This is a genomic window from Akkermansia sp. N21169, assembly GCF_029854675.1.
Classification (GTDB): domain Bacteria; phylum Verrucomicrobiota; class Verrucomicrobiia; order Verrucomicrobiales; family Akkermansiaceae; genus Akkermansia.
Window position 1 is genome coordinate 1 of the sequence record NZ_JARWNC010000021.1, and the last position, 19,841, is coordinate 19,841.

General features: G+C 50.0%; 14 protein-coding genes. 2 read left to right on the top strand and 12 right to left on the bottom strand.

What is annotated here, in order from left to right; translation table 11 throughout:
- Positions 1-404: 404 nt before the first annotated feature.
- Positions 405-572: a hypothetical protein gene (locus tag QET40_RS00365; RefSeq protein ID WP_280125182.1), complete on the bottom strand. Its 168-nt coding sequence runs from the start codon at positions 570-572 to the stop codon at positions 405-407.
- A 28-nt stretch (positions 573-600) separates the two neighbouring features.
- A complete protein-coding gene (locus tag QET40_RS00370) occupies positions 601-813 on the bottom strand; it encodes a hypothetical protein (protein WP_280125183.1) in 213 nt (70 codons plus the stop codon).
- A gap of 235 nt (positions 814-1,048) precedes the next feature.
- On the opposite strand from QET40_RS00370, the gene QET40_RS00375 reads away from it, so the two are divergent.
- Together QET40_RS00375 and QET40_RS00380 are read left to right on the top strand one after the other, a co-directional pair.
- Entirely contained in the window at positions 1,049-1,702 is a 654-nt protein-coding gene (locus tag QET40_RS00375; protein ID WP_280125184.1) for a hypothetical protein, read from the top strand.
- 13 nt (positions 1,703-1,715) lie between these two features.
- Positions 1,716-2,477: a hypothetical protein gene (locus QET40_RS00380; protein ID WP_280125185.1), complete on the top strand. Its 762-nt coding sequence runs from the start codon at positions 1,716-1,718 to the stop codon at positions 2,475-2,477.
- Between the two features lie 58 nt (positions 2,478-2,535).
- On the opposite strand, the gene QET40_RS00385 is transcribed toward QET40_RS00380, so the two are convergent.
- From QET40_RS00385 to QET40_RS00430, 10 genes are all read right to left on the bottom strand, one after another.
- Entirely contained in the window at positions 2,536-3,687 is a 1,152-nt protein-coding gene (locus QET40_RS00385; RefSeq protein ID WP_280125186.1) for an ABC transporter substrate-binding protein, read from the bottom strand.
- Between the two features lie 28 nt (positions 3,688-3,715).
- On the bottom strand, positions 3,716-6,607 hold the full coding sequence (locus QET40_RS00390) for an NHLP bacteriocin export ABC transporter permease/ATPase subunit (protein WP_280125187.1): 2,892 nt from the start codon (positions 6,605-6,607) through the stop codon (positions 3,716-3,718).
- Positions 6,604-8,802 carry an NHLP family bacteriocin export ABC transporter peptidase/permease/ATPase subunit gene (locus QET40_RS00395; protein WP_280125188.1) on the bottom strand — a complete coding sequence of 733 codons (2,199 nt, stop codon included), beginning with the start codon at positions 8,800-8,802 and terminating at the stop codon, positions 6,604-6,606. The genes QET40_RS00390 and QET40_RS00395 overlap by 4 nt, the downstream gene beginning before the upstream one ends.
- Before the next feature lie 5 nt (positions 8,803-8,807).
- On the bottom strand, positions 8,808-10,103 hold the full coding sequence (locus tag QET40_RS00400) for an NHLP bacteriocin system secretion protein (RefSeq protein WP_280125189.1): 1,296 nt from the start codon (positions 10,101-10,103) through the stop codon (positions 8,808-8,810).
- A 27-nt stretch (positions 10,104-10,130) separates the two neighbouring features.
- Positions 10,131-10,637 (bottom strand): sigma-70 family RNA polymerase sigma factor, encoded by a 507-nt coding sequence (locus tag QET40_RS00405; protein WP_280125190.1) that lies wholly within the window; start codon positions 10,635-10,637, stop codon positions 10,131-10,133.
- 158 nt (positions 10,638-10,795) lie between these two features.
- On the bottom strand, positions 10,796-11,347 hold the full coding sequence (locus tag QET40_RS00410; RefSeq protein ID WP_280125191.1) for a hypothetical protein: 552 nt from the start codon (positions 11,345-11,347) through the stop codon (positions 10,796-10,798).
- 75 nt (positions 11,348-11,422) lie between these two features.
- Positions 11,423-13,759 carry a glycoside hydrolase N-terminal domain-containing protein gene (locus QET40_RS00415; protein ID WP_280125192.1) on the bottom strand — a complete coding sequence of 779 codons (2,337 nt, stop codon included), beginning with the start codon at positions 13,757-13,759 and terminating at the stop codon, positions 11,423-11,425.
- A 52-nt stretch (positions 13,760-13,811) separates the two neighbouring features.
- Positions 13,812-15,809 (bottom strand): DUF5054 domain-containing protein, encoded by a 1,998-nt coding sequence (locus tag QET40_RS00420; protein WP_280125193.1) that lies wholly within the window; start codon positions 15,807-15,809, stop codon positions 13,812-13,814.
- A 108-nt stretch (positions 15,810-15,917) separates the two neighbouring features.
- Positions 15,918-17,858, bottom strand: a complete 1,941-nt coding sequence (locus tag QET40_RS00425) for a glycoside hydrolase family 97 protein (protein ID WP_280125194.1) — start codon at positions 17,856-17,858, stop codon at positions 15,918-15,920.
- A gap of 370 nt (positions 17,859-18,228) precedes the next feature.
- Positions 18,229-19,800, bottom strand: coding sequence for a glycoside hydrolase 43 family protein (locus QET40_RS00430; RefSeq protein ID WP_280125195.1), 1,572 nt, complete (start codon positions 19,798-19,800; stop codon positions 18,229-18,231).
- Positions 19,801-19,841: the final 41 nt, after the last annotated feature.

Sequence of the window (19,841 nt, forward strand, 5' to 3'; positions counted from 1 at the left end):
TCTCTCGTGCTCAATACAAGCCAGGGCTTCGTGGTTGCGATCCTCGAAGCCCTGCTCCGATTCCACGAAGCATTTTACCCTCCGTGGTAATCAAATATTAGCTCTTTTTATTATTTGAGGCTGTCTCGGGTTAGCGAGACAGCCTCTGTCGAAGTGCCGTTCAAATCAAATATGCGTTACTTTTTATATTGGATTCTCTGGCCTTCGTGTTGTCTTTGCACGGGGCTTTGGCCTCCTGCAAGGCCGTCCAGTTCTTCTTGTTTCAATTCCGATATTCCTTCTGGGGCCGGTTTTGAAGAATGGCAGCATTTGGGCTCTTCTCCGGAAAGGTTCCGGGTATCGGAGGCTTTGCCGTCTTGTTCTGGTTTGGTATTGCTCATAATATGTATGAATCAGGTTGGATGTTAATGGTTGGATGATGTGAGTTCCGTGAAGATGAAGCGGAGATGAGTTTCTTCCATGTCGGATTCGTCCGAATGGTCTGCCACGCACAAAATGCTGGTACAGCCGGCGGTGATATCCGTCAATTCTGTTTCATTCAATTCCGCTACATGTATTTTTTGTTCGTCCATGAAGTATAGCGGTTCTGGTGTTTCTTGTTCAGATGAATCTTTTACGGGGAGGAGATTCATGCTTGATTTGAGAGGCTGCTGCCGCAAGCATATCCATATCTTCTTCCTCCAGCTCGACGAGGTTTTCCGTTTGCTCCTGATCGTTGTCAAGAAATGCAGGCATGGGCGGAGGGGCCGCCTTGAAGCTGTCCCTGACCAAGTCGTCTAGGGGAGTTCTGATTTCTTCTCGTTCTTTATTCATCGTTGATCCATTCTATGTGTTTCTGCGGATAAGACCCCTGGAAAAGTTTTTCCTGGTCTTCCTATTTTACAGGTCTTCACTTCCTGAAACGGTTTAAGAGGCGAAAAGGTTACTATTATTTTTGCGACGGGTTTCTTTTTCCATTATACCTTGACAAATCTTCATAATTTTTAACGATAGCCTGGACGTTATTCATCCGAACCTATTACGGTAGCTCCGTACTTTTCTCTCCATTATGAAAAAATTGCATTTCTTATTACTGGCTCTTTTGTGCCTGTCTCCTCATTTTGCATCCGGTGTCGACCTAATTGAGCTGACGGAGCAACCGCGGTATTGCTCTTCAATGGATCAGACGATCGATTACATGTTCGATATGAACGACCATATGACGGTGGACGGTCTGTACGGTTTTTCCGTTGCCCGCACATATGAAATAGCCCATATGGGCGACAGCGCCCATTACGCTTTTTTTCAGGCAGGATGGTTCCGGGGTACGGAGTCGGTCACCCCATCCGATAGTATTTTCCGCTATCATTTTGCTCAGGAAGTCGTACCGTTCTATTTCGGATACCGTTATGAAATGCAATTATCCGAGCATTGGGAAGCCTATGTCGGAGGGTTGATTGGGTATGTTCACTCCAAGGATGAAAAGAAGCAGACTTCTCCGGTGCAGGATTATTACTGGAAGTATGCTATTACTTCATCGACGCTGGCCGGAGGTGCGATAGTTGGGATTCGCTACAAGATTACGCCCCGGGTGGAGTTGTTTGCCGGCTATACGGCGACCTTGTATTCCTCCCTCCGCCGCCAGACGTGTGATCCCCAGATTTCCGATAAGCATTCAGCCCTTTCCGGAACGGCAAGTCTTGGCCTTACTTTGAAATTCTAATCCTTCTTGCACCATGAATAAAAGTATTTGTATATTGGGGGTTGCCCTTTGTGGGGTTCTTTCCCTCCAGGCGGGAGAAAAAACCTTGGTTCATGAACCGGTCCAACTGAATCGCCCGATGCAGGCTGAGTTCGGCCTGGGTGACCGGTTGTATCTGAGCATGGGATTCGGTATGATGGCTTCCAACGGGAATGAGCATTTTGCGAATGGAGAGGAATGGATCCCCTCCAATTTGTATGGCATCCAGCTTAATCTGTCGGGCGAAATTTTCCGTAAGGACAGGCATGCTCAACGGATCGGTCTTCAGAGCGGTTATTTTTACGATACCTATAAGTCGGCCGAATGGTACAATTTAGAATCCTTCGACGAGACTGATGAATTATATAGACTCAAGACTCGCGTGTCTGTTGTGCCTGTCCTTGCGACTTATGATTATGTGTATGGGCTTGATAAACATTTCATAATTCGCGGTGGTTTGCGTACCGGTGTCCTCATTCGGACGACAGAAGCGAAAGGAGAAGCCGAACAACTGTATGGGGAAAGCCGGTTTGACGCCAATTCTACCAAAGTAAAACCTGTGATAGGCGCCGGTATCGGAGCTGAAGTCCAAGTCAGCGATACTTCATTTATGTATATCGGTTTCGATTTCCTGCAGACCTTCGGGTCCGATTGCGGCCCCCTTTATTCCGTCAATGGCAATGCCGAATTAATGAATACCAGAACGAAGGATCGGTACTACGTCACGGTGTCCGCCGGATTGGTCTATACTTTTTAGGCATTTCTTCTTCCGGTAATATTACTTCCCCGTGTCTGGTCATGAGCCGGATGCGGGGCTATTGTTTTCCCCTTGGCATTTGTCGGATGTTGACTTCGGTCGGGACTTTACCCAAGGCCAGTTTCCTTTCGTGTAATTCACGCATGATGTCGATGATTTTTCCGGGTTTATATTTGCTTTCCCGTTCGACGGCTTCAGCGAAACCGAGCAGACACTGCGCTCCCAGTTGGTTCCAAAGGGAGGGAGGAGAACCGAATTTTTCTTGCCAGGCTTTGATGAAATCTTTGTTGACGAAGCGACAGTTGCCAAAGGCCGTATAGAAGATCGGACAAGGAAAATCCTTGAGCGAATTTTCGCTGTGCGTGATATCCAGATAATCGTTTCCCCATACTTCGATGGAAATGTTTAAGGCTTTGATGACTTCTCCCAGGACTTTGAGGCAAGGTTCGTCGTCAGTGAAAATGATCGCGTCGATCGTACGGTTTTCAGTAAACAGCTTGAGAGACTGGTACAAATCTGCAAAACGGGCGGGATTTTTGAAATTGACGCGATAGATTTCCACGAATGATTTATCTTCGTGGAGCCTGCGTTCCAGCTTGGTTCCGAAAATGCTTCCATAGGAATCGTCCCCGGGGGAAACAACCAGAAGCCTTTTTTTCCCTCTCCGGGCCAATTCGGTTGCCAGTTTGTTTGTCAGGATGGACAGAGGAGGGAAGTAGGAAAACGTCATGTCGGGTTTCAGTTCCGGCAGGGAGTCCGGCAGGGAGGCGACGGGAGAGACGAACGGCAACCCTTGGAACTGGGTGATGCTTCTCAGCGTTGGGATTTCTTCCGTATTCAGTCCGCCAATGAGCAGGGCGATATCCGGACGTTCGCAAAACTCCTGGGTTAGTAATTTGTTCTGTTGTGGAGAGGTGGCTTCGCCATGGATCTCCAATTCGATATACTTGCCGAGAATTCCTCCTCGTGAGTTTAAATAATCACGGGCGAATTGTATGCCCCGTACCGTTTCTCGGCCCATGCCATCCCTCAAATCCAAGGCGATACCTACTTTCCAGACTGGAGATTTTGACACAGCCTCCTCCCGAGTACTGAGAAATGCCCCGTTATAATCGTGATCGGTTATGGAACCGTAATTGAAGGCTCCCAGTACGTATAACAGCAGGAAAACGACCAAGAGGAAAAGAAGGGCGATAATTCCGTTTTTCATGGGATGTTTTGTGGTGAAGAAGGGTTGTTTATAACATTTGACGGGAAGCGAGTTGGCGGAACACACCTTCCCGGTTGATGAGCTCGTTGTATGTACCGACCTGACATATTCTACCTTTGTCCAGAACGTAAATGCGGTCGGCATTGATGATGGTGGAAAGGCGATGGGCGATGACGATGCGCGTGAAACGGAGCTGTTCCATGTTTTTCCGGACAATTTCCTGAGTGGCATTATCAAGGGCGCTTGTCGATTCATCCATGATGACGACGGCCGGATTGCCGACTAGCGCCCGTGCGATCAGAATGCGTTGTTGCTGACCTCCGGAAATGAGCGTATCGCTCACGAGCGTGTGGATACCCATGGGCATGTTTTGAATATCCTCTTTCATGGCTGCAAGTTCCAGTGCGTCCATGGCATCTTCCGCCGTGTAGTCAGTACCTTTGATGATATTGGCGAGGATACTGTCAGGCAGTACTTTACTGTTTTGTAGAATGACGCCGAGCTGGCGTCGCACAGCCCTGACATCCATGTTCGATAATTCCTGATTGCTGTAATAGACTCCGCCGCTTTCCGGTTTTTCAAATCCGAGAAGAAGGCGTACCAATGTGCTTTTGCCGGATCCGGACGCACCTACGATGGCAATGAATTCTCCCGGTTCGGCGGAGATGGAAACGTTGTTCAGAATAGTAGGACCATCCGGTTGATAGCGGAACGTTATATGAATTAATTCGACTTTGCCGTCCAGACGGCCGGGAACATGCATGCCGGGGCAAACTTCCGGTATTTCCTCCAGGACAGGTTGAAGGCGTTTCAATTCGGGGCGGATGGATTGAAGTGTCCATATATCATTTACAATACTGATCAAACCCTGTTGAAAGCCTGCGTAGGCGCTCATAAATGCCATGTACTCGGGTAGTGAAAGGCTGCCTTTCCAGAATTTACCTATCAACAGGAAGAACAGGACGGAAACAAGCCCGGGAAAGACAATGGATGCCATGTTGACGAAAGAACCGTTGACATTAGACTGAAAATCGGCTCGTGTTGCGGTCGAAAAATCTTCAAGGTAGCGCGAAATAACACGTTTTTCCGCGTTGGAGGAACGGATTTTCGCCATGCCTTCAATCAATTGTATCAATAAACCGGACAAGCGGCCTTCGGCAGCCAGAGATGCGGAAAGAGGTTTTAAATTGCGCTGATAGAGTAGCAGTAACAGCCCGGCAAACATGACTTCCACGACTACGGCGACGCAAGCCAGCCGGGGGCTGTAATAAAACAACATGATCAGGCTTCCCAGTGAAAACAGGGCTCCCAAGAACTGATTGGATACGACTCCGAAGAGGGTTTCCTGGATACGGGTGGCCGCCAGGATTCGGTTTGTCAGGTCTCCGGCGTCGAATTGGCGGAAGAAGTTGACGGGCAGGCGCAGCAGACGATCGCACATGGCGGCTTGGAAGCGTTCGAAACGGCTGGTCCCGAACGAAAGCATGATGAGCTGAGGAACGAGGCCGAACAGGACTGAGGCTGCTGTCAGGCAAACCAGCAGGATCATGATTTGCCACAATTCCGGAGTGTTGGCCGATGGTATGATACTGCCCGTGACGTATTCCATAGCAACCGGCATGACCAGGCCAATCAAGCTTGAAATGACTCCTACGGTCAGGAGGGAAACGAACATTCCCTTGGCCCCTTTGAACATGAAACGCCCCAAATCTTTCCATGTCAGTTTGTGCTCCGGCAGAAGATCATAGAATTTCAAGGCGGTCCGGTCGAGAGAGGCGGTGTCTTCACGGGTGAGGGGACGTTCTTGCCCCGTTTCGGGATCAAAGAGGAGGGAATGCCCCTTCCCTCGGAGAATCAGGACGACGATGGAGGCATTTTCCTTGCGGAATCCGATGAATACTCCTGCATCGGTCCGGTAGAAATCGGAAGGCAGCAAGACTCGGCGCATGCGCCAGCGGTTCCGGGAAGTTAGCTGGGCGATGCGTTCGTAGAGATTGTCGCTCTCGTCTTCATTCACATCGAACTCAAAAGGCAGGTTGCACTCTTGCGCTATTCTGGCAAATGAGGCATGGATGGGGTCGTCCTTAAAGGCGGCAATCGGCTGGGAGACTCCGATTAACTCCGCCAGAGAGTGGAGCTGGGAGTACATTCTCTGTTCGGCAAATTCATTGTCCGCACATTCTTTGCGGTTTCTGTCCCAAACGGAAACCGCATGTTTCCTGATTAACCAGAGCGTCAGAAGCCGGTGGAAAACGGAAAGACATTCGGGGAGAATTCCCATCGTGAGCAATTCCTCCGTGGTTGTCGTTTCCAGACAAGCCGTTCCCCGGGCGTCAAACCAAAGGGGATCCACTGTTGCTATTGCCATGCCGTTCTGAACCGGTGCATAGCCGGAGTCACCCATGGGCACCAAGTCTCCCTTTGTCAGATTAATCCAGCGGACTGTTCTGGCCGAACCGATTGCCGTCCCATCCGTAACTTCCATTTCCGTACCGAGCGGGGTTAATCCTGTCGAACGGGCTGGTTCTCCGGAACAGAGGCGTTCGATCAGACGGCAAATCCAGGTATCGATACAGTCACTTATTTCCTCTGCCAGTGAAGAATGGCTTTCTAGAATAGTGGCGGGATACTCCATCCATGCGGCATGGGTGGCCGCTATTGCCACGACACGCCCCGTTCTTCCCTGCCATTCTCCCGGAGGGAGGGGAAAGCACCAGTCACCGGAAGAAAGGGAGGCGAGAAAGGTACGCCCGCATTCGTTGCCATCGGAATCGGACTCTATCAGGAACAGATTGATTTCTCCGGCAGTAACGACCAGGGGACTTCCTCCGTGGATCTTCAATTCGTAAATCCTGTTGGAGGCCATTTCCTGCAATGTCCCCTGTGGCATGACGGTTTTTCCTGCAAATTCTTTCTTCATCCCAGTACTTCCTCCGTGTGCGATTCAAAACGCATGAGCGAGGCATAGGCATTTCCCGCTTCCATCAATTGTTCGTGCGTTCCTCTTTCCAGAATGCGCCCTTCCTGCATCATGATGATTTCGTCGCAGTCCCGGATGGTACTTAACCGATGGGCAATAATGAGGCAGGAACATCCCCGGCGGCGGATGGCTTTGTCAATCATTACCTCCGTGATGGGATCCAAAGCGCTGGTTGCTTCGTCAAGGATGAGAATCGGGGTTGATTTTGCCAACGCCCGGGCAATTTCCAGTCTTTGTCTTTGTCCTCCGGAGAAATTGCTTCCCATTTCATTGACAGGAACGTCAAGTGCGGTGCCTCGGCAAAGCAGTTCTCCTTCGATGGCGGCATCGCGCAGAGCCTGGTTTAGTTCCGCCTGGTTGACGCGTTTGCGGAACAGAGTCAGGTTATCTCGGACGGAACCGGAGAAGAGCATGATGCTTTGATCGACGGTAGCCAGGGAATGGTAAAATTCCCGTGATGAATATGACTCCAACGGTTGTCCGTCTATCAGGATTTCCCCTGACCATGGGGTGATCAAACCGGCAGCCAGTTTGGCGACGGTACTTTTGCCGGAACCGGAGGCTCCGACGAGTGCAACCCGTGTACCCGGTTTGAGGATGAGGTTGAAATCTTCCAGAAGAGGTGCTTGGTATCTGTTGTATCCGAACGATATGCCTCGCATTTCCAGCATTCCGGCGCCGGCCGTGAGTTCGCAGGTGTTGCCGTCTTCTTCCTTAAAACGTTTTTCTCCATCGTATTTATAGACGTCATCCACTCTGTCGATTGCTCCGCGGAGCATTTGAATCTGGGCTCCGGAACCGACCAGGGCATTGACGGGAGTCATAAAAGAGACCATCAGCATTTGGAAGGCAAGCATGCCGCCCAGGGATAATTCTCCCCTCATAACAAGCCAGGCTCCGAAGCAGAGGATCAATACGTTGTTCAACCCGAACAGGAAATTTGGTAGCAGAGAGAAGAAGGTAGAGGCACTTTGCATTCTTCGCCTTTTGTCCGCATAATCGGCAATATAGTTACCCCACTGGGAGAACATCTCGTCTTCACGGCCTCCGGCCCGCAGGTTTTCCATCATGGAAATGCCTGTCGCCGTAAAATTCAACAATTGGCTTTCAACCATGATGAGCCGTTGGTTGGATATGCGGAGGCGTTTGTTGACAAATGACAATGCCAGGAAATTCAGGATGGCCGTCGCTACGGCTATTGCCGATAGAAATGGACTGAACTGAACCATCATGACCAGGAAAAACGTGGCCGTGAACATTTTGACAGCGTTGCCGGAAATCGTACCGAAAGCCGAGTTGGCAACGCTTCTGTTGAGAGCGACCCGGTTTTGCAAATCTCCCGCCGAACGGTTCTGGAAGAATTCCATGGGCAGTTTGAACATGTGAACCAGCATGTTCATCGTACTATTGACGGCCATTTTAACTTCCGTTCGCCGCATCAGTAAATTTTCCAGCCAAGTCAGCAAAAACTGGATGATGAGCAGGATCATGTACAGGATAATCAGCGGGACGAGCCACTCCGGTCGCGTTTGCATGACGTCGTCGACGAAGACCTGTGTCAGAACAGGTAGTACGACGCCGGGCAGGATCAAGAGGATGCCGATCCAGAGCATTTTCCAGACATTGCCTTTAACTTGGCCCAACAGGGGGATGAGACGGGCCAGCATCCCTCTCTCATGACCAAATGCCTTGAAGTCGGGAGTTTTCTCGAATGTCAGGGCAACTCCCGTGAAGTGATCCGCAAATTCGTCTTCACTCAGTTTACGGAGTCCCATGGCAGGGTCGTTCAAGTAGTAATGTTTTCCCCGTCGGCCTGCATAGATGACAAAATGATTGAAATCCCAGAATAGGATGGCTGGCAGAGGGAGGGAATCCAACCCTTCCAGAGTAACCTTGAACCCTCTTCCTTTCAGCCCATATGTGGCAGCTGCTTTGATAATCAGAGAGGCAAAGCTGCCATTGCGGGACACGCCGCAGGCTACGCGTAGCTTTTCCAGAGGTTCATAGCAATGGTAGTATCGCAGAACCATTCCCAGGCATGCGGCACCGCATTCGGTCGCTTCCATCTGGAATACCATGGGAACCTTGACACGGTGCCCGGACAGACATGGCAGCAGCTTTCCAATCCAGTTCATGACATTTATCTGTCTTCCTGTTGTTCGGAATGGCTGGAACCTACTCCCATAATTATTTGGCGGAGATAGGGAATTATATAGGAGACAGGATTCCTGTAGGACGTATTGATCAGAATCGTACCTACTGCTCCGGCTTCAAGAAGGGAAGGAGATCCTTTGCGACTCGTCCACAACCATCCGCTTGGAGTCTTCCGGGAGGGTAATAGTTCAACGACGACACGGACCATGGCGCCCGACTTGGCCAACATAGCCGTAAAGTCCCGGTTTTTCAATTCCGTCAGGATGGAATCCGAGCTAACGGCGTATGGGCTTACTTCGCGCACGACACCTTTGATATATCCGTAATCCTTGGCGTTCATGGAGGCAGGAGAAAAATAAACGCTCATCCCGGGTTGTACTTTTTTACCTTTTTCCATGGGGACATAGGCAACGACATGTATATTGGCCTGTTCTTCAGAACCGACTAGTGCGATCATGTCTCCCGGGACGACGGGATCGCCGACATTCTTAAGCAGTTCGATAATTCGTCCATTTTCGTCGGCACGAATCCAGCTGCAGTCTTGAAAGATTTTTTCGGCCAGATCCAATTCCGCTCCTTTGACTGCGATTTGCCTTTCCAGATCCAGCTTGTTCCGGTGAAAGGACCAGATGGCATCCTTCTGCGTGACTCCGAATTCGGCAGATTGGATCAGCATGGACGTGATGCTGGATTCATTTTGGAGCATTTGCTCCAACTGCCTGTAATAGTCGACTTTGCTGGCGGAACCGCGGCCTCGGAGGACATTGTAGATGTCGGCAAGTTCCGTGGCTCTGGTCTGGCTGTCCTTTTGTTTGTCGAGAATGAGGCCGATACGTTCCTTGCGGAAATCTTCCAACTTTAATTTCTCGTCTGTCAGTCTCTTATAACCGTTGTTAAATTGATCCACATAGGAAGTCAACTGGTGGTAATCCATCGCGATGGATTTGATATTGAAAAAATTTTCGGGGTTGTAGATTTGGCCTACGATTTGTCCTCGCTGGATCGGAGAACCGATTTCGATATTCAGATAATCAATGACTCCCTTGCCTTTGGAACGGACGACCCCCAGGCCATCTTCACGCATAGCGATGCCCATCCCTTCGACCGTAGAAACCATCGTACTAAAAAATCCCCAATAGACAATTGAGGCAACTCCAATCGTCAAGGCGATAAGGAAGAAAACCGTCCATCCGGAACGCGAATCTGCTATATAATCCGTTTGTTCCCCTTTGTTCATATTGGCAAGGGCTCGCTCCGAGAAGATGTTGCGTGGGACAGTCATGATTGTATCTTCATTGGATCCGTTTCCTTACGGCTTCAAGTCGGCCAATAGTGCCTGAAGCTTCTGTCGTGCCCGGAACAGGCGGACTTTTACCAGACTTTCCTTACAGCCCATAATTCGCGCAATTTTGCTGACGGAGCATTCGCTGACGGCGAACAGTGAATAAGCTTCCCGGATGGCATCGGGAAGCTGGTTCATGGCGGAAGAGATGCGTTCCCGGATGTAATCTTCGTCTCTGGAGAACTTGCCGGAATCGTGACCGTCGTCTTCGTGTTCCGGTTCGGGCAGTTCATCGGTAAACACGATCCGACTGTTTTTGCGATAACCGTCGACAAGTTCATTACGAGCTACCGTAAACACATAACCTGAGAAACCATCTTCATTTTCCAAAGAAAGAGTTTCTCTTTTTTGCCAGATCTTCAAGAAAGCGGATTGGGTGACATCTGCTGCTGTTGCGTAATCTAGTCCACTTGCTATCAGGTAATTAACAACCTTTTGCGCATATGCCTCGTAGTACTTTTCCATGGATTCCATGGTAATCATAAACAGTAAGTTTCCCTTTCGATAGATTAGGAAAAATACGAGAAGCATGCAAGAGGATTCCAGACGCTTTCTCCGTGGACCCAAATGTAAACTGCTGAGGATTTGTACCAAATCTTCAGCAGTGACGAAAATGTCTCAATAGGTATTGATCAGGGCCAGTGGGGTTGCTTGCCCGTCAACGCGTCGAACAAGAGGCCTCCTCCGGGGATAACGGATTCCATCATGCCTTCTCCATCTTTTCTGGAGGCGGAGGCAATCATGTTTCCGACCGAGTGAAGAGTCCCGATGACAGGGATGAATCCTACGAGAGTACTGGTGACCTTTTTAATGCCTTGCCAGATTTTCTTCCAATTGACTCCTCCGACAATCATATCCAGTTCCTCCATGGTCAATTCCCCTGTTTCCGAGAAAGAGACAAACTGGCTGAATTCTTCGAATTTCATGAATTGACGTTCTTCTGAGTTTTCCGCGGGAGTAATGATGAAGCCGATGCTCCCGGCAGGGAAATTGGCAAAGATACCGTGTCCTGCTTCATCTTTTGTCACGATGTGCTCTTCGATATCGGCACAGGGCTGGTCATTGTCGTCGTAGATTCTCATGAACTTCCTTTCCGCTTCGTTGTGAAGAGTAGCAACAATGGCTCCATTGTCCGATTTAATAGACTGACAGTCAGTAGTGTTTGTCTGTGTTTCTTTTTCCATGGCAGTTTTTTCTGTTGTTATCTTGTTATCTTCCTAACGAAAAGCGCATGGTTCGGGTTACAGGAAAAGTACGAATTATCGAGAGAATTCGATGGACGATTTTTCTCCGGATTTCAAGGTGAGGGGTTTGAGGGCTCCTTTATATTCGATCAGGAAAGTTCCATTCCGTGTGGCGCGGATGTCGGCCATGATCTTGTTTCTCGTCCAAGAGAGATTGACGATCAATCCTCCTCGTGTGCACATTCCTTGGGCAGAACCTGTTTCCCAACTGGGAACCAAGGCCGGGGCGACGGAAATGACACGTTTGCCGTCCTTGACGATCTGGCTTTGCAGAAGGCAGTTGGCAATTCCTGCCGTGAAGCCGAAATTGCCGTCGATTTGGAAGGGCGGATGCATGTCGAAAAGGTTGGGATTGATTTTTTCCTTCATGAGTTTGTCGATGAATTTTTCCGCATGTTCTCCATCCCGCAGGGCGGCATACAGGGAAATGATCCAGGAGGAGCTCCAGCCCGTATGGCCGCTGCCGTTGGCACATCTATAATCAAGGGACTTGCGTACGGCTTCTGTATAATCCGGCGTATTGAGAACATCGAATTCATTGCCGGGGAACAGTCCGTAACAATGGCTCAGGTGGCGGTGCCCCTTGTCGGTTTCCTCTTGGCCGTTTCTCCATTCGGCCAGTCGTCCATCGGGGTTAATGGTCGGCATGGCCAGACGGGGGAGGGTCTGCCGGACTTTGTCCCGGATCGGATCATTGGAGGGAACATTCAGTTCACGACAGGCTTCTTCGTAGTTTTTCATGACTTCGCGGGCCAGTAGAAGGTCATGAGTCGTTCCGGTGCTGATGCTGCCGGATTTATTGTTTCCGTCCTTGTCTTTGTAGGAGAATCCCATTTCAGGAGAATTACCGGGGCCGGTGATCAATTTGCCGGTACCGGGTTCTTCCTCCAGCCATGAAAGGATGAAGCGGACATTCTCCCGTAGCATTGGTAGGGCTTTGGCCAGTTCCTTTTTATCTCCGCCATACCGGTAATGTTCCAGCAGATGGGATGTGGCCCATGCTCCGTTGAGCAAGGTTCCGGCGGCTCCCGGATCGAAGAAACGGAAATTGGAGCCTAGGCGGCAGTCCGTATTGTGGGCGAAGCAGAAGCCTTCGTATCCTAGTTCTTTGGCGAAGTGTTGCCCTCCGGGCAGGAGGCCGATGACGAAATCGGTGAAAGGTTTGTGGTATTCCCCCAAATGGGTCGTCTCAACGGGCCAGTAATTCATTTGACAATTGATGTTCAGGAAAAAGCAACTTTCCCAGGGAGGAGTCGTATCCGGATTCCAGATTCCTTGCAGCGTGCTGGGCAGGGTTCCCGGGCGGGAACAGGAAATGACGCAATATCTGCCGAATTGGAACAAAAGCTCAACCAGGTCGGGATCAGCCTCTCCAAGTTGAAATCTTTTAATCCTTTCAGGAGTTGTCAGTTCCAAAACATCCCGGGGCGAATCCCCCAGATCGACGATGCAACGGTCCAGCAACGTGGAAAAGTGTTGGGATGTTTGCCGTACCATGGACGACCACCCTTGTTTTTCCGCCTGATCCAGTATCTTTTTGTTTTCTTGAACCAGATTGTGATGGTTGGGTTTTGTCGGATTCTGCATGTCGTAATCCGTTGCGATGGAGACGAGAAGAAGAACCTGCCTGGCTTGTTCCACATGGATTTTCCCGTCGCGGAATTCCCGTTTTCCCTGGGGGACGATGAGGCGGAACCTCGTCTCAAATCGGGTACCTCCATTCGAAGCCTGGCCGGAGATGACGAAATCGTTTTCTTCCTGCTTCAGGGAATCGGTTTCAGGCCTGTCGGCGGAGAGACTGATATCCAGATTGTCCCGGCCGGTTGCCTGCAGCAGAATAGCGATGCAATCCGTTGTCGGAGCCGCCAGCATTTGCATGGTGTAACCTCCTGTTGACGTCGTGTATTCTTCGGAGACAAGTCCCTGTCGCATGTCGAGTTTGCGGTTCGTTTTCCCGGGTGCCCCCATCTTCGAGAAGTCGATTCGGACAAATCCGGCGGGTTGGAAGCATCCGCTGAAAGACCATTTGTCCATTACCTTTTGGGAATAGGTCTCCGTAGCCTGGTCGTATTTTCCTTCCTGGCACAATTTGATAACTTCCCGGAAGGCTGATGCCCGTTCCGGTACATCGGGGATGGGGCTGTTGGCAAAGATGGATTTTTCGTTCAGGAGGATGACTGTTTGTCCTTGATCCATATAGGAAAGGGCTCCGAGACGCCCGTTCCCGACGCCATATCCGTGATCCCATGCGGAAGCCGGTACATTGTCCTTCAGGATACAGTCGGAGGGAGTGCCGAGAACAGCCTGGGCCAGGCAGGCCAGACACGGCAGGATGATCGAATTGATTTTCATTGTAGGAAGAAATGGATGAGGAGGTCGGTTGGAAGATAATTTTACATGATTGCTAATCAAGCCGTTCGACGATAAACCGGTAGGTCAGGGAGCCTTCATTCCACATGCTGAAGTTCGTCCCCCAGAGATTATTGCTCAAGTTGAAATGGATACCTCCCCGTTTATCCGGATAGTTGCGGGAATAGTTGATGCCCTGGGCTTCTCCAAGATTGACGAGGAAAGCAGTTTCGCTCCATATCCGGATTGTTCCGGCGGAGGTGATCAAATCCACATAATGGTCGATACCGTGCATTTGCCGGTTCCCTTGTTCCACCACATCCAGAATATCGACTCTTTCCCCTATCTTTTCAGCAACGATGGAAACAATTTGATCCGTATTGAAAGACAGCCAATAAGCTTCCGGCAATCGGACTGCCGGCTTGTTCAGAATGGTTAGGTCAATTTCCGCTTTTTTCCCGGTTTGATCTTCCAGAATATCGACATACATTTTATGAGGGTAAACACGTGGATCAACTCCTTCCTGGTGTGGGAATTCCAACTCGCATATCGTCCTCGTACCCTTCGGTTCTTTGCGTATTTCCTGTTTAATCGCGTTGGCGGACAGAGTTACACTTACCGCTCCGGATTGATCCAGTCCCGTTTTCCCGATATCGTCAAACGCCCAGCTTGCCTGAGTTCTCAAATACTTGCCCAGATAATTCTTGAAATCATTTTTGTCGTACATCTGGTACGACAATCCTTCTATTTTCAAACATCCCCCTTTGAAGAGCGATGTCTTCCACGGGATCGGAGAAATCGTCCGGGCCTTGTCTGTCAATGAGGGGGACTTCGGATTGTTGATTTCTTTCATTTTGGCTAAGGCCTCCCGTTGCAAGGAGAGAGGTAAATACCCGATCGCCGAATCAATGTACTGGTCCAGTTCCTTCCACGATTGTTCCACCTTTTGGAAGGTCTGGGATGTCCGGGCAGGCAGAAAGGCATCCATGTCGTATTTATCCCAGTTTCGGAGGTGGGTTTTCACATCCATACCCTGGGTATGTTCGGCAATCAGGCCCAGTTCCACGGCAAAATTGATCGCGCATTCGCTGTTCTTGTCTATTTTCTTTTCACGCAGCCATTGGGAATAAAGTTCGGATAAGGCTCTGAACCGGGCCATGCGCTTAGGAGAGCTGCCGTAACCATAGATCCAGGTATCGCCGATTTCGGAGGTAACTACCGGGAGTTGATCCTTCATGGCTAGCAGTTCTCGAGCGATTTCATCGAAAGAACAGGAAATTAATTGAGCATTGGGGTAGCGGTTATGCAGGCCGGCATAAATGGCTTTTACCTGATCATAGGTATGCGGTCCGTGGTTGTCTCCGGTAAAATTGATCGAAATGGCTGTCTTGCCTCCGGGGAGCAGGTTTTCCGACCCATAATCTTTTTGATAGACCAGAATCAGTTCGCTGCCGTCCGTATCTCTCCATCGGCAAAAATCCGGTACAGAGGGAATCGGAGAAGCGGGATTGACTCCGATATGCAAAAAACGGATCCCCGCGTGGTACATCGGAGATACGATGCTTCGCGTATGTCCCGGTACATCCGTCATTTTGGCCGCAATTGTTTGCTTGCCGTATTTTTTGTCCAGTTGTTGTGATAGGCGCAGGCAGGTTTCAAATAAATCTCGATTCATCGACTCTGATTCGACCGTATAGGGAACGGCGTTCCAGACGATATCTCCCCGCCGGATTGCAGCATCCAGTCGTTTCACGTTTTCCGGAGAGGCAGTATGGAGGTACTTCCAGATCAACCATGCTCCCGTTGTCCATACATACTTTTCCTTGGCATGTTCGGCGTACAATTTTTCGGATAGATCCAAAGCCTTGGGAATAAACTCCGATAGATAGCGCCGAGTGACAACGGAACTCAAGTCGGTGAAGCCCACATCCAGATGGGTTTTGAAGACGATATAAACTTTTGTGACCTCCGGGTTGACTTGAGCATGTCCGATTGATTGAAACAACAGGCATACCAGTGGAATGATGAATAATGTGATAAACTTTTTTATCATGGTAATGAGTTGTTGAAGGTTACATGTTTTTTATTCTTTTAAGGAGATGCAGGAAGTGGCTTGTTTCCCGTCAGAATGGATGAGGGTATTCCGGATTCGGGAACATGGCTATTTTTCTAAGAGCTTGAGCAGGATGCAGGCTCCACCTCCGGGGGCCAGGTGGATGGGAATGGAGTCTTGGGGCGTGACGGTTCTGGTTTCGGTAGTTAGTGTTTCCCGGTTGTGCAGGTAGTGAGCTTCTGGACCATCCTGGGTGATGGTGGCCTGGTAACTTCCCGGCTTCAGGAAGGAGAGGCTGATGATCAGGTCTCTGGGGGATTCGTTTCCGGCGGCGGCGATCAGTGTGGCCTGGGGCGTTTGGCGAGCCATGACGATGTATTCGCCGATTTTTCCATCGAGGGTTTTACTCTCGACCCAGGGCATTTGCTGGGCGGAGATGAATTCCAGGAGGGACGGATACCGGGTATAATACTCCGGGATGTCGGGAAGGATAGTGGCGCCGGAAAAGACAATCAAGGTACGGGCCGCTTCCGAGACGAGAGTGGAGGGAACCGGCTTGTTTTCATCGGTCCGCGTTGTTGGACCCTGCCTCAGGTCGAACATGCCGTTGTTCATGTCCAGGGGGCCGGCAACCATATTGACAAATACGGAGGTGAGGAAGGTGGCTGGCGGGAATACCTTGTGACCATCTAATTGTGCTTGGCAGTATTCCCGGGTAATGGCATTGGGCCATGTTCTCATTTGCCCATATGGATGAACGGGACCGTCATGGAAGTCGATGAGCAGATGGTTGCGGGCGCAGAGTTCGGTGATACGGCGGGTACGGGCATTTTTTTCTTCGGGAGTCCCGTTCATGAATCCGTATTTGACACCGGCCGCTCCCCATCGGGCATATTGTTCCAGCGTTTTGTCGAGCGGATATTGGCGGCCTCCGACATCGTTCAGATACAGCCAGACACCGACATTTTTTTGTTTGCCGTACTGGATAATTTTTTGAACGTCTTCCGTTTTGCCGCCTTGGAGGGGATTGGAGTCCTTCTGGAATTCGGGGCCGTACCAATTGGCATCCAGAACAAGGTGTTTGATGTTGTGGTCCGAAGCGAAGTCTACCATGCGTACCCACGACGGGTAATCCATGTGGTATGTGAATCCATCGGTTTTCGCTCCGTTGATCCGCCAGTCCCAGACACAGACTCCGGGGCGTACCCATGAGAAGTCCAAGGATGGATCAGGTGGGGGATTCAACAGCTCCAGCAGATGGGAGTCGATTGCAACTCCGGGGGTTTCCCCGCAGAATACCACGCGCCAGGGCGATGGGGTGTCGCTGTTCAGCATGCCGGGACGGGAAGGGATAGTGAAGTCGCAAGAGCCTTCTTCCGACTGCAATTTCATAGGCTCTCCGGTTCTCAGATCTGCTTCATGGATAGCCATGAAATGGCCTGTGCCAGTATCAATGGTCATGACGGGGAGGCGTACGGCATGACATACGGAGAGTTTTTCCGGGCCGATATTGGCGTTTTCTCCATTGTAGAACCAAGCGGTGTAATCTCCGGCAAAACGGAATTCGGTCGATTCTTTTTCAAATGGGCGAGTATTGTTTTCCGTATGGTGAATGTTGTAACGAAAGGCCAGCCCATCATCATAAAGCCGGACGACAATATCGATGTTAGCCGGAAATGTTTGTTGTGTACCGGATTCCGGGGATTCCAGGGGCAGAATGACTTCTTCATAGCGTTCCGGAACGAGGGATCGTTTACCCCAAACTGGTTTCCAGAATCCCCGATAGGATTTATGTTGCGGGGTGGAAATGTGCCAGCCGGAGCCGGGGACTTGCGTACCATCTTTTGTGGTATAGCCCATAGGAGATTCCGCAATGAGAGGAGTACCTTGATACGACAATGTGTACGTGACATTCCCCTGTGGAGTTTGCCGGATTTGGCAGGTTAATTGCTCGTTGGGAGACTTGAGCTGATACGATGGAGATGCATACGTTTGCAGCGACAGGCATACCAGTGGTAATATCAATGAAGTGATAGGAAACGATTTCATGAAGATTGAAGGAGAATGTGTTATCAATATGATGGAAGGAGCGGAAGGTATGAGAAATCTTTTTAAAATACGGATAGAGACTTCTTGAATTATCAGAAAATAATTGAAAATGATTTTATTATGATTCGATTAGCTGCCATTTGGACAATAATGAATTGTTTAAATAATTAATTTACAGTTTATTGTATATATAATTGGTTGAATTTATATTTGCAATAAGGCTGTTATTTGCTGGTTCCCGGCTTATTCTGTAGGGCAGACAAGTCAATCCTGCATTATCTGTTTATGTCCTGTATTAAAACAGACTTATGGGGAACGATAACGATTCCGTGCAAGAGGAAGAGGGCGTGGAAAATTAGGATGGTGAACATTATTTGTCAGTGAAGCGGAACCAATTGAAGTCGACGTGTCCGTCTTTGCCTTCATCTTTGGTGGTGAAGTTGAACAGGGCAAAACGGTTGGCTGTCCAGGGCAGGCCGAGGCCCATTTTCAAAGTGTTGCCAATGGGTATGAAATGCTGACCGTCGGTGCTATAATAGAAGCGGGCTGTAAAATCTTTGTCCATGGCGCGAGCCCGTATCCAGAGTTTATTGCCGGTGAACTTCTCGACAGGTGTTTCTATAATTGCACCGTTGTTGCACATGACGATTTTTCTGGTGTTTCCGTCCTGGGTGACGGCGACATAGGCATAGGGAAATTGGAAAATACCGAATCCGGCGACATTGCCATCTTTTAGCCCGGAGACATCCATTTCCACGGTTCCTTCCGAATTGGGCCCCTGAACACGCTGTGTTAGAGTATTGCGCGCATCTTTCAGATCCCTGGCCGGGAGTGCTTTCAAGCGCATGAATCCGGACTTTTCCGTCAACGACCATTTGGTATTGTCGGGATTGTGGTTCCACTGCCATTGCAATCCCAGTTTCGGCGCATTAAATTCATCGGTCGTTGCGGGACTGCTTACGGGGAATGTTTTGCCGACAGCTGGTTTGGGATATGTGATGGCATCTTTACCATTGGCTCCCAGCATGGGCCATCCATCCACCCATGTGACTGGAACTAGGTAGGGTACGCGTCCGATAGCACCACGGTCTTGCATGATGATGAACCACCAGTCCCCGTTTTTTAATTGGACCATACCCCCCTGGTGCAATCCATTGCCGGGGTAGGAACTGTCGTCGTCCATGATCAGCTTGTGCTCATAAGGCCCGTAAATGCTGTCGGACCGGAGGCATATTTGCCATCCTCCGGTACCTCCTGCCGGACAGGTGATGTAGTACTTTCCGTTGATCTTGTACATGTGCGACCCTTCCATGCCGAATCCGCCGCCGAGAGTCTTACTGTCCTTGAAGCCTTTGTCCCATATTTTGACGTTTTCTCCCTTGACGGATTTGACGTCGGAATTGAGTTCGGTGATGTACAAATCGTGTTGTCCATGAACGACATAAACCTTGCCATCATCATCGAAGAACAGACCGGGATCATACAGATATTCCGGGAAAATCGTTCTCTTCCAGGGGCCTTCGGGTTTGTCTGCTTCGCACACGGAAAAATGTCCCTTTTCGATACCGCGCCCATAAGGAGTGCAGAAGGCGACGTAGAATTTGCCCTTGTTGTAGCGAATGGAGTTAGCCCAGGAGCCATTGAGGTAGAGACTGCCGCCTTTCAAATCGTATCGCGGGTCTTCGTCGTAACGGTCAATGGCATAACCGATCATCTTCCAGTTGACCAGATCCCTGGATGTGGCGATGGGCGAGCCAGGAACATAGTGCATGCTGGTGGATACCATGTAGAAATCGTCTCCTACGCGGATGACATCGGGATCCGGCCAGTCCCCCCACATGAGGGGGTTGGTAAACGTGCCGTTGCCGTTGTCGGGAGTCCAGGCATACAGAGGGGCTGGGAAAAGGAGGCACAGGACGCTGATGGCGCATAGCTTTTTCATGGTGATGGGGTGAGTGTATTTCTTATAAATGCCTTTGAGGT

Bases quoted from the DNA above. Each gene is read 5' to 3' on its own strand.
- QET40_RS00365 (WP_280125182.1), bottom strand. From the start codon at position 572: ATGGACGAACAAAAAATACATGTAGCGGAATTGAATGAAACAGAATTG.
- QET40_RS00370 (WP_280125183.1), bottom strand. From the start codon at position 813: ATGAATAAAGAACGAGAAGAAATCAGAACTCCCCTAGACGACTTGGTC.
- QET40_RS00375 (WP_280125184.1), top strand. From the start codon at position 1,049: ATGAAAAAATTGCATTTCTTATTACTGGCTCTTTTGTGCCTGTCTCCT.
- QET40_RS00380 (WP_280125185.1), top strand. From the start codon at position 1,716: ATGAATAAAAGTATTTGTATATTGGGGGTTGCCCTTTGTGGGGTTCTT.
- QET40_RS00385 (WP_280125186.1), bottom strand. From the start codon at position 3,687: ATGAAAAACGGAATTATCGCCCTTCTTTTCCTCTTGGTCGTTTTCCTG.
- QET40_RS00390 (WP_280125187.1), bottom strand. From the start codon at position 6,607: ATGAAGAAAGAATTTGCAGGAAAAACCGTCATGCCACAGGGGACATTG.
- QET40_RS00395 (WP_280125188.1), bottom strand. From the start codon at position 8,802: ATGAACTGGATTGGAAAGCTGCTGCCATGTCTGTCCGGGCACCGTGTC.
- QET40_RS00400 (WP_280125189.1), bottom strand. From the start codon at position 10,103: ATGACTGTCCCACGCAACATCTTCTCGGAGCGAGCCCTTGCCAATATG.
- QET40_RS00405 (WP_280125190.1), bottom strand. From the start codon at position 10,637: ATGGAATCCATGGAAAAGTACTACGAGGCATATGCGCAAAAGGTTGTT.
- QET40_RS00410 (WP_280125191.1), bottom strand. From the start codon at position 11,347: ATGGAAAAAGAAACACAGACAAACACTACTGACTGTCAGTCTATTAAA.
- QET40_RS00415 (WP_280125192.1), bottom strand. From the start codon at position 13,759: ATGAAAATCAATTCGATCATCCTGCCGTGTCTGGCCTGCCTGGCCCAG.
- QET40_RS00420 (WP_280125193.1), bottom strand. From the start codon at position 15,809: ATGATAAAAAAGTTTATCACATTATTCATCATTCCACTGGTATGCCTG.
- QET40_RS00425 (WP_280125194.1), bottom strand. From the start codon at position 17,858: ATGAAATCGTTTCCTATCACTTCATTGATATTACCACTGGTATGCCTG.
- QET40_RS00430 (WP_280125195.1), bottom strand. From the start codon at position 19,800: ATGAAAAAGCTATGCGCCATCAGCGTCCTGTGCCTCCTTTTCCCAGCC.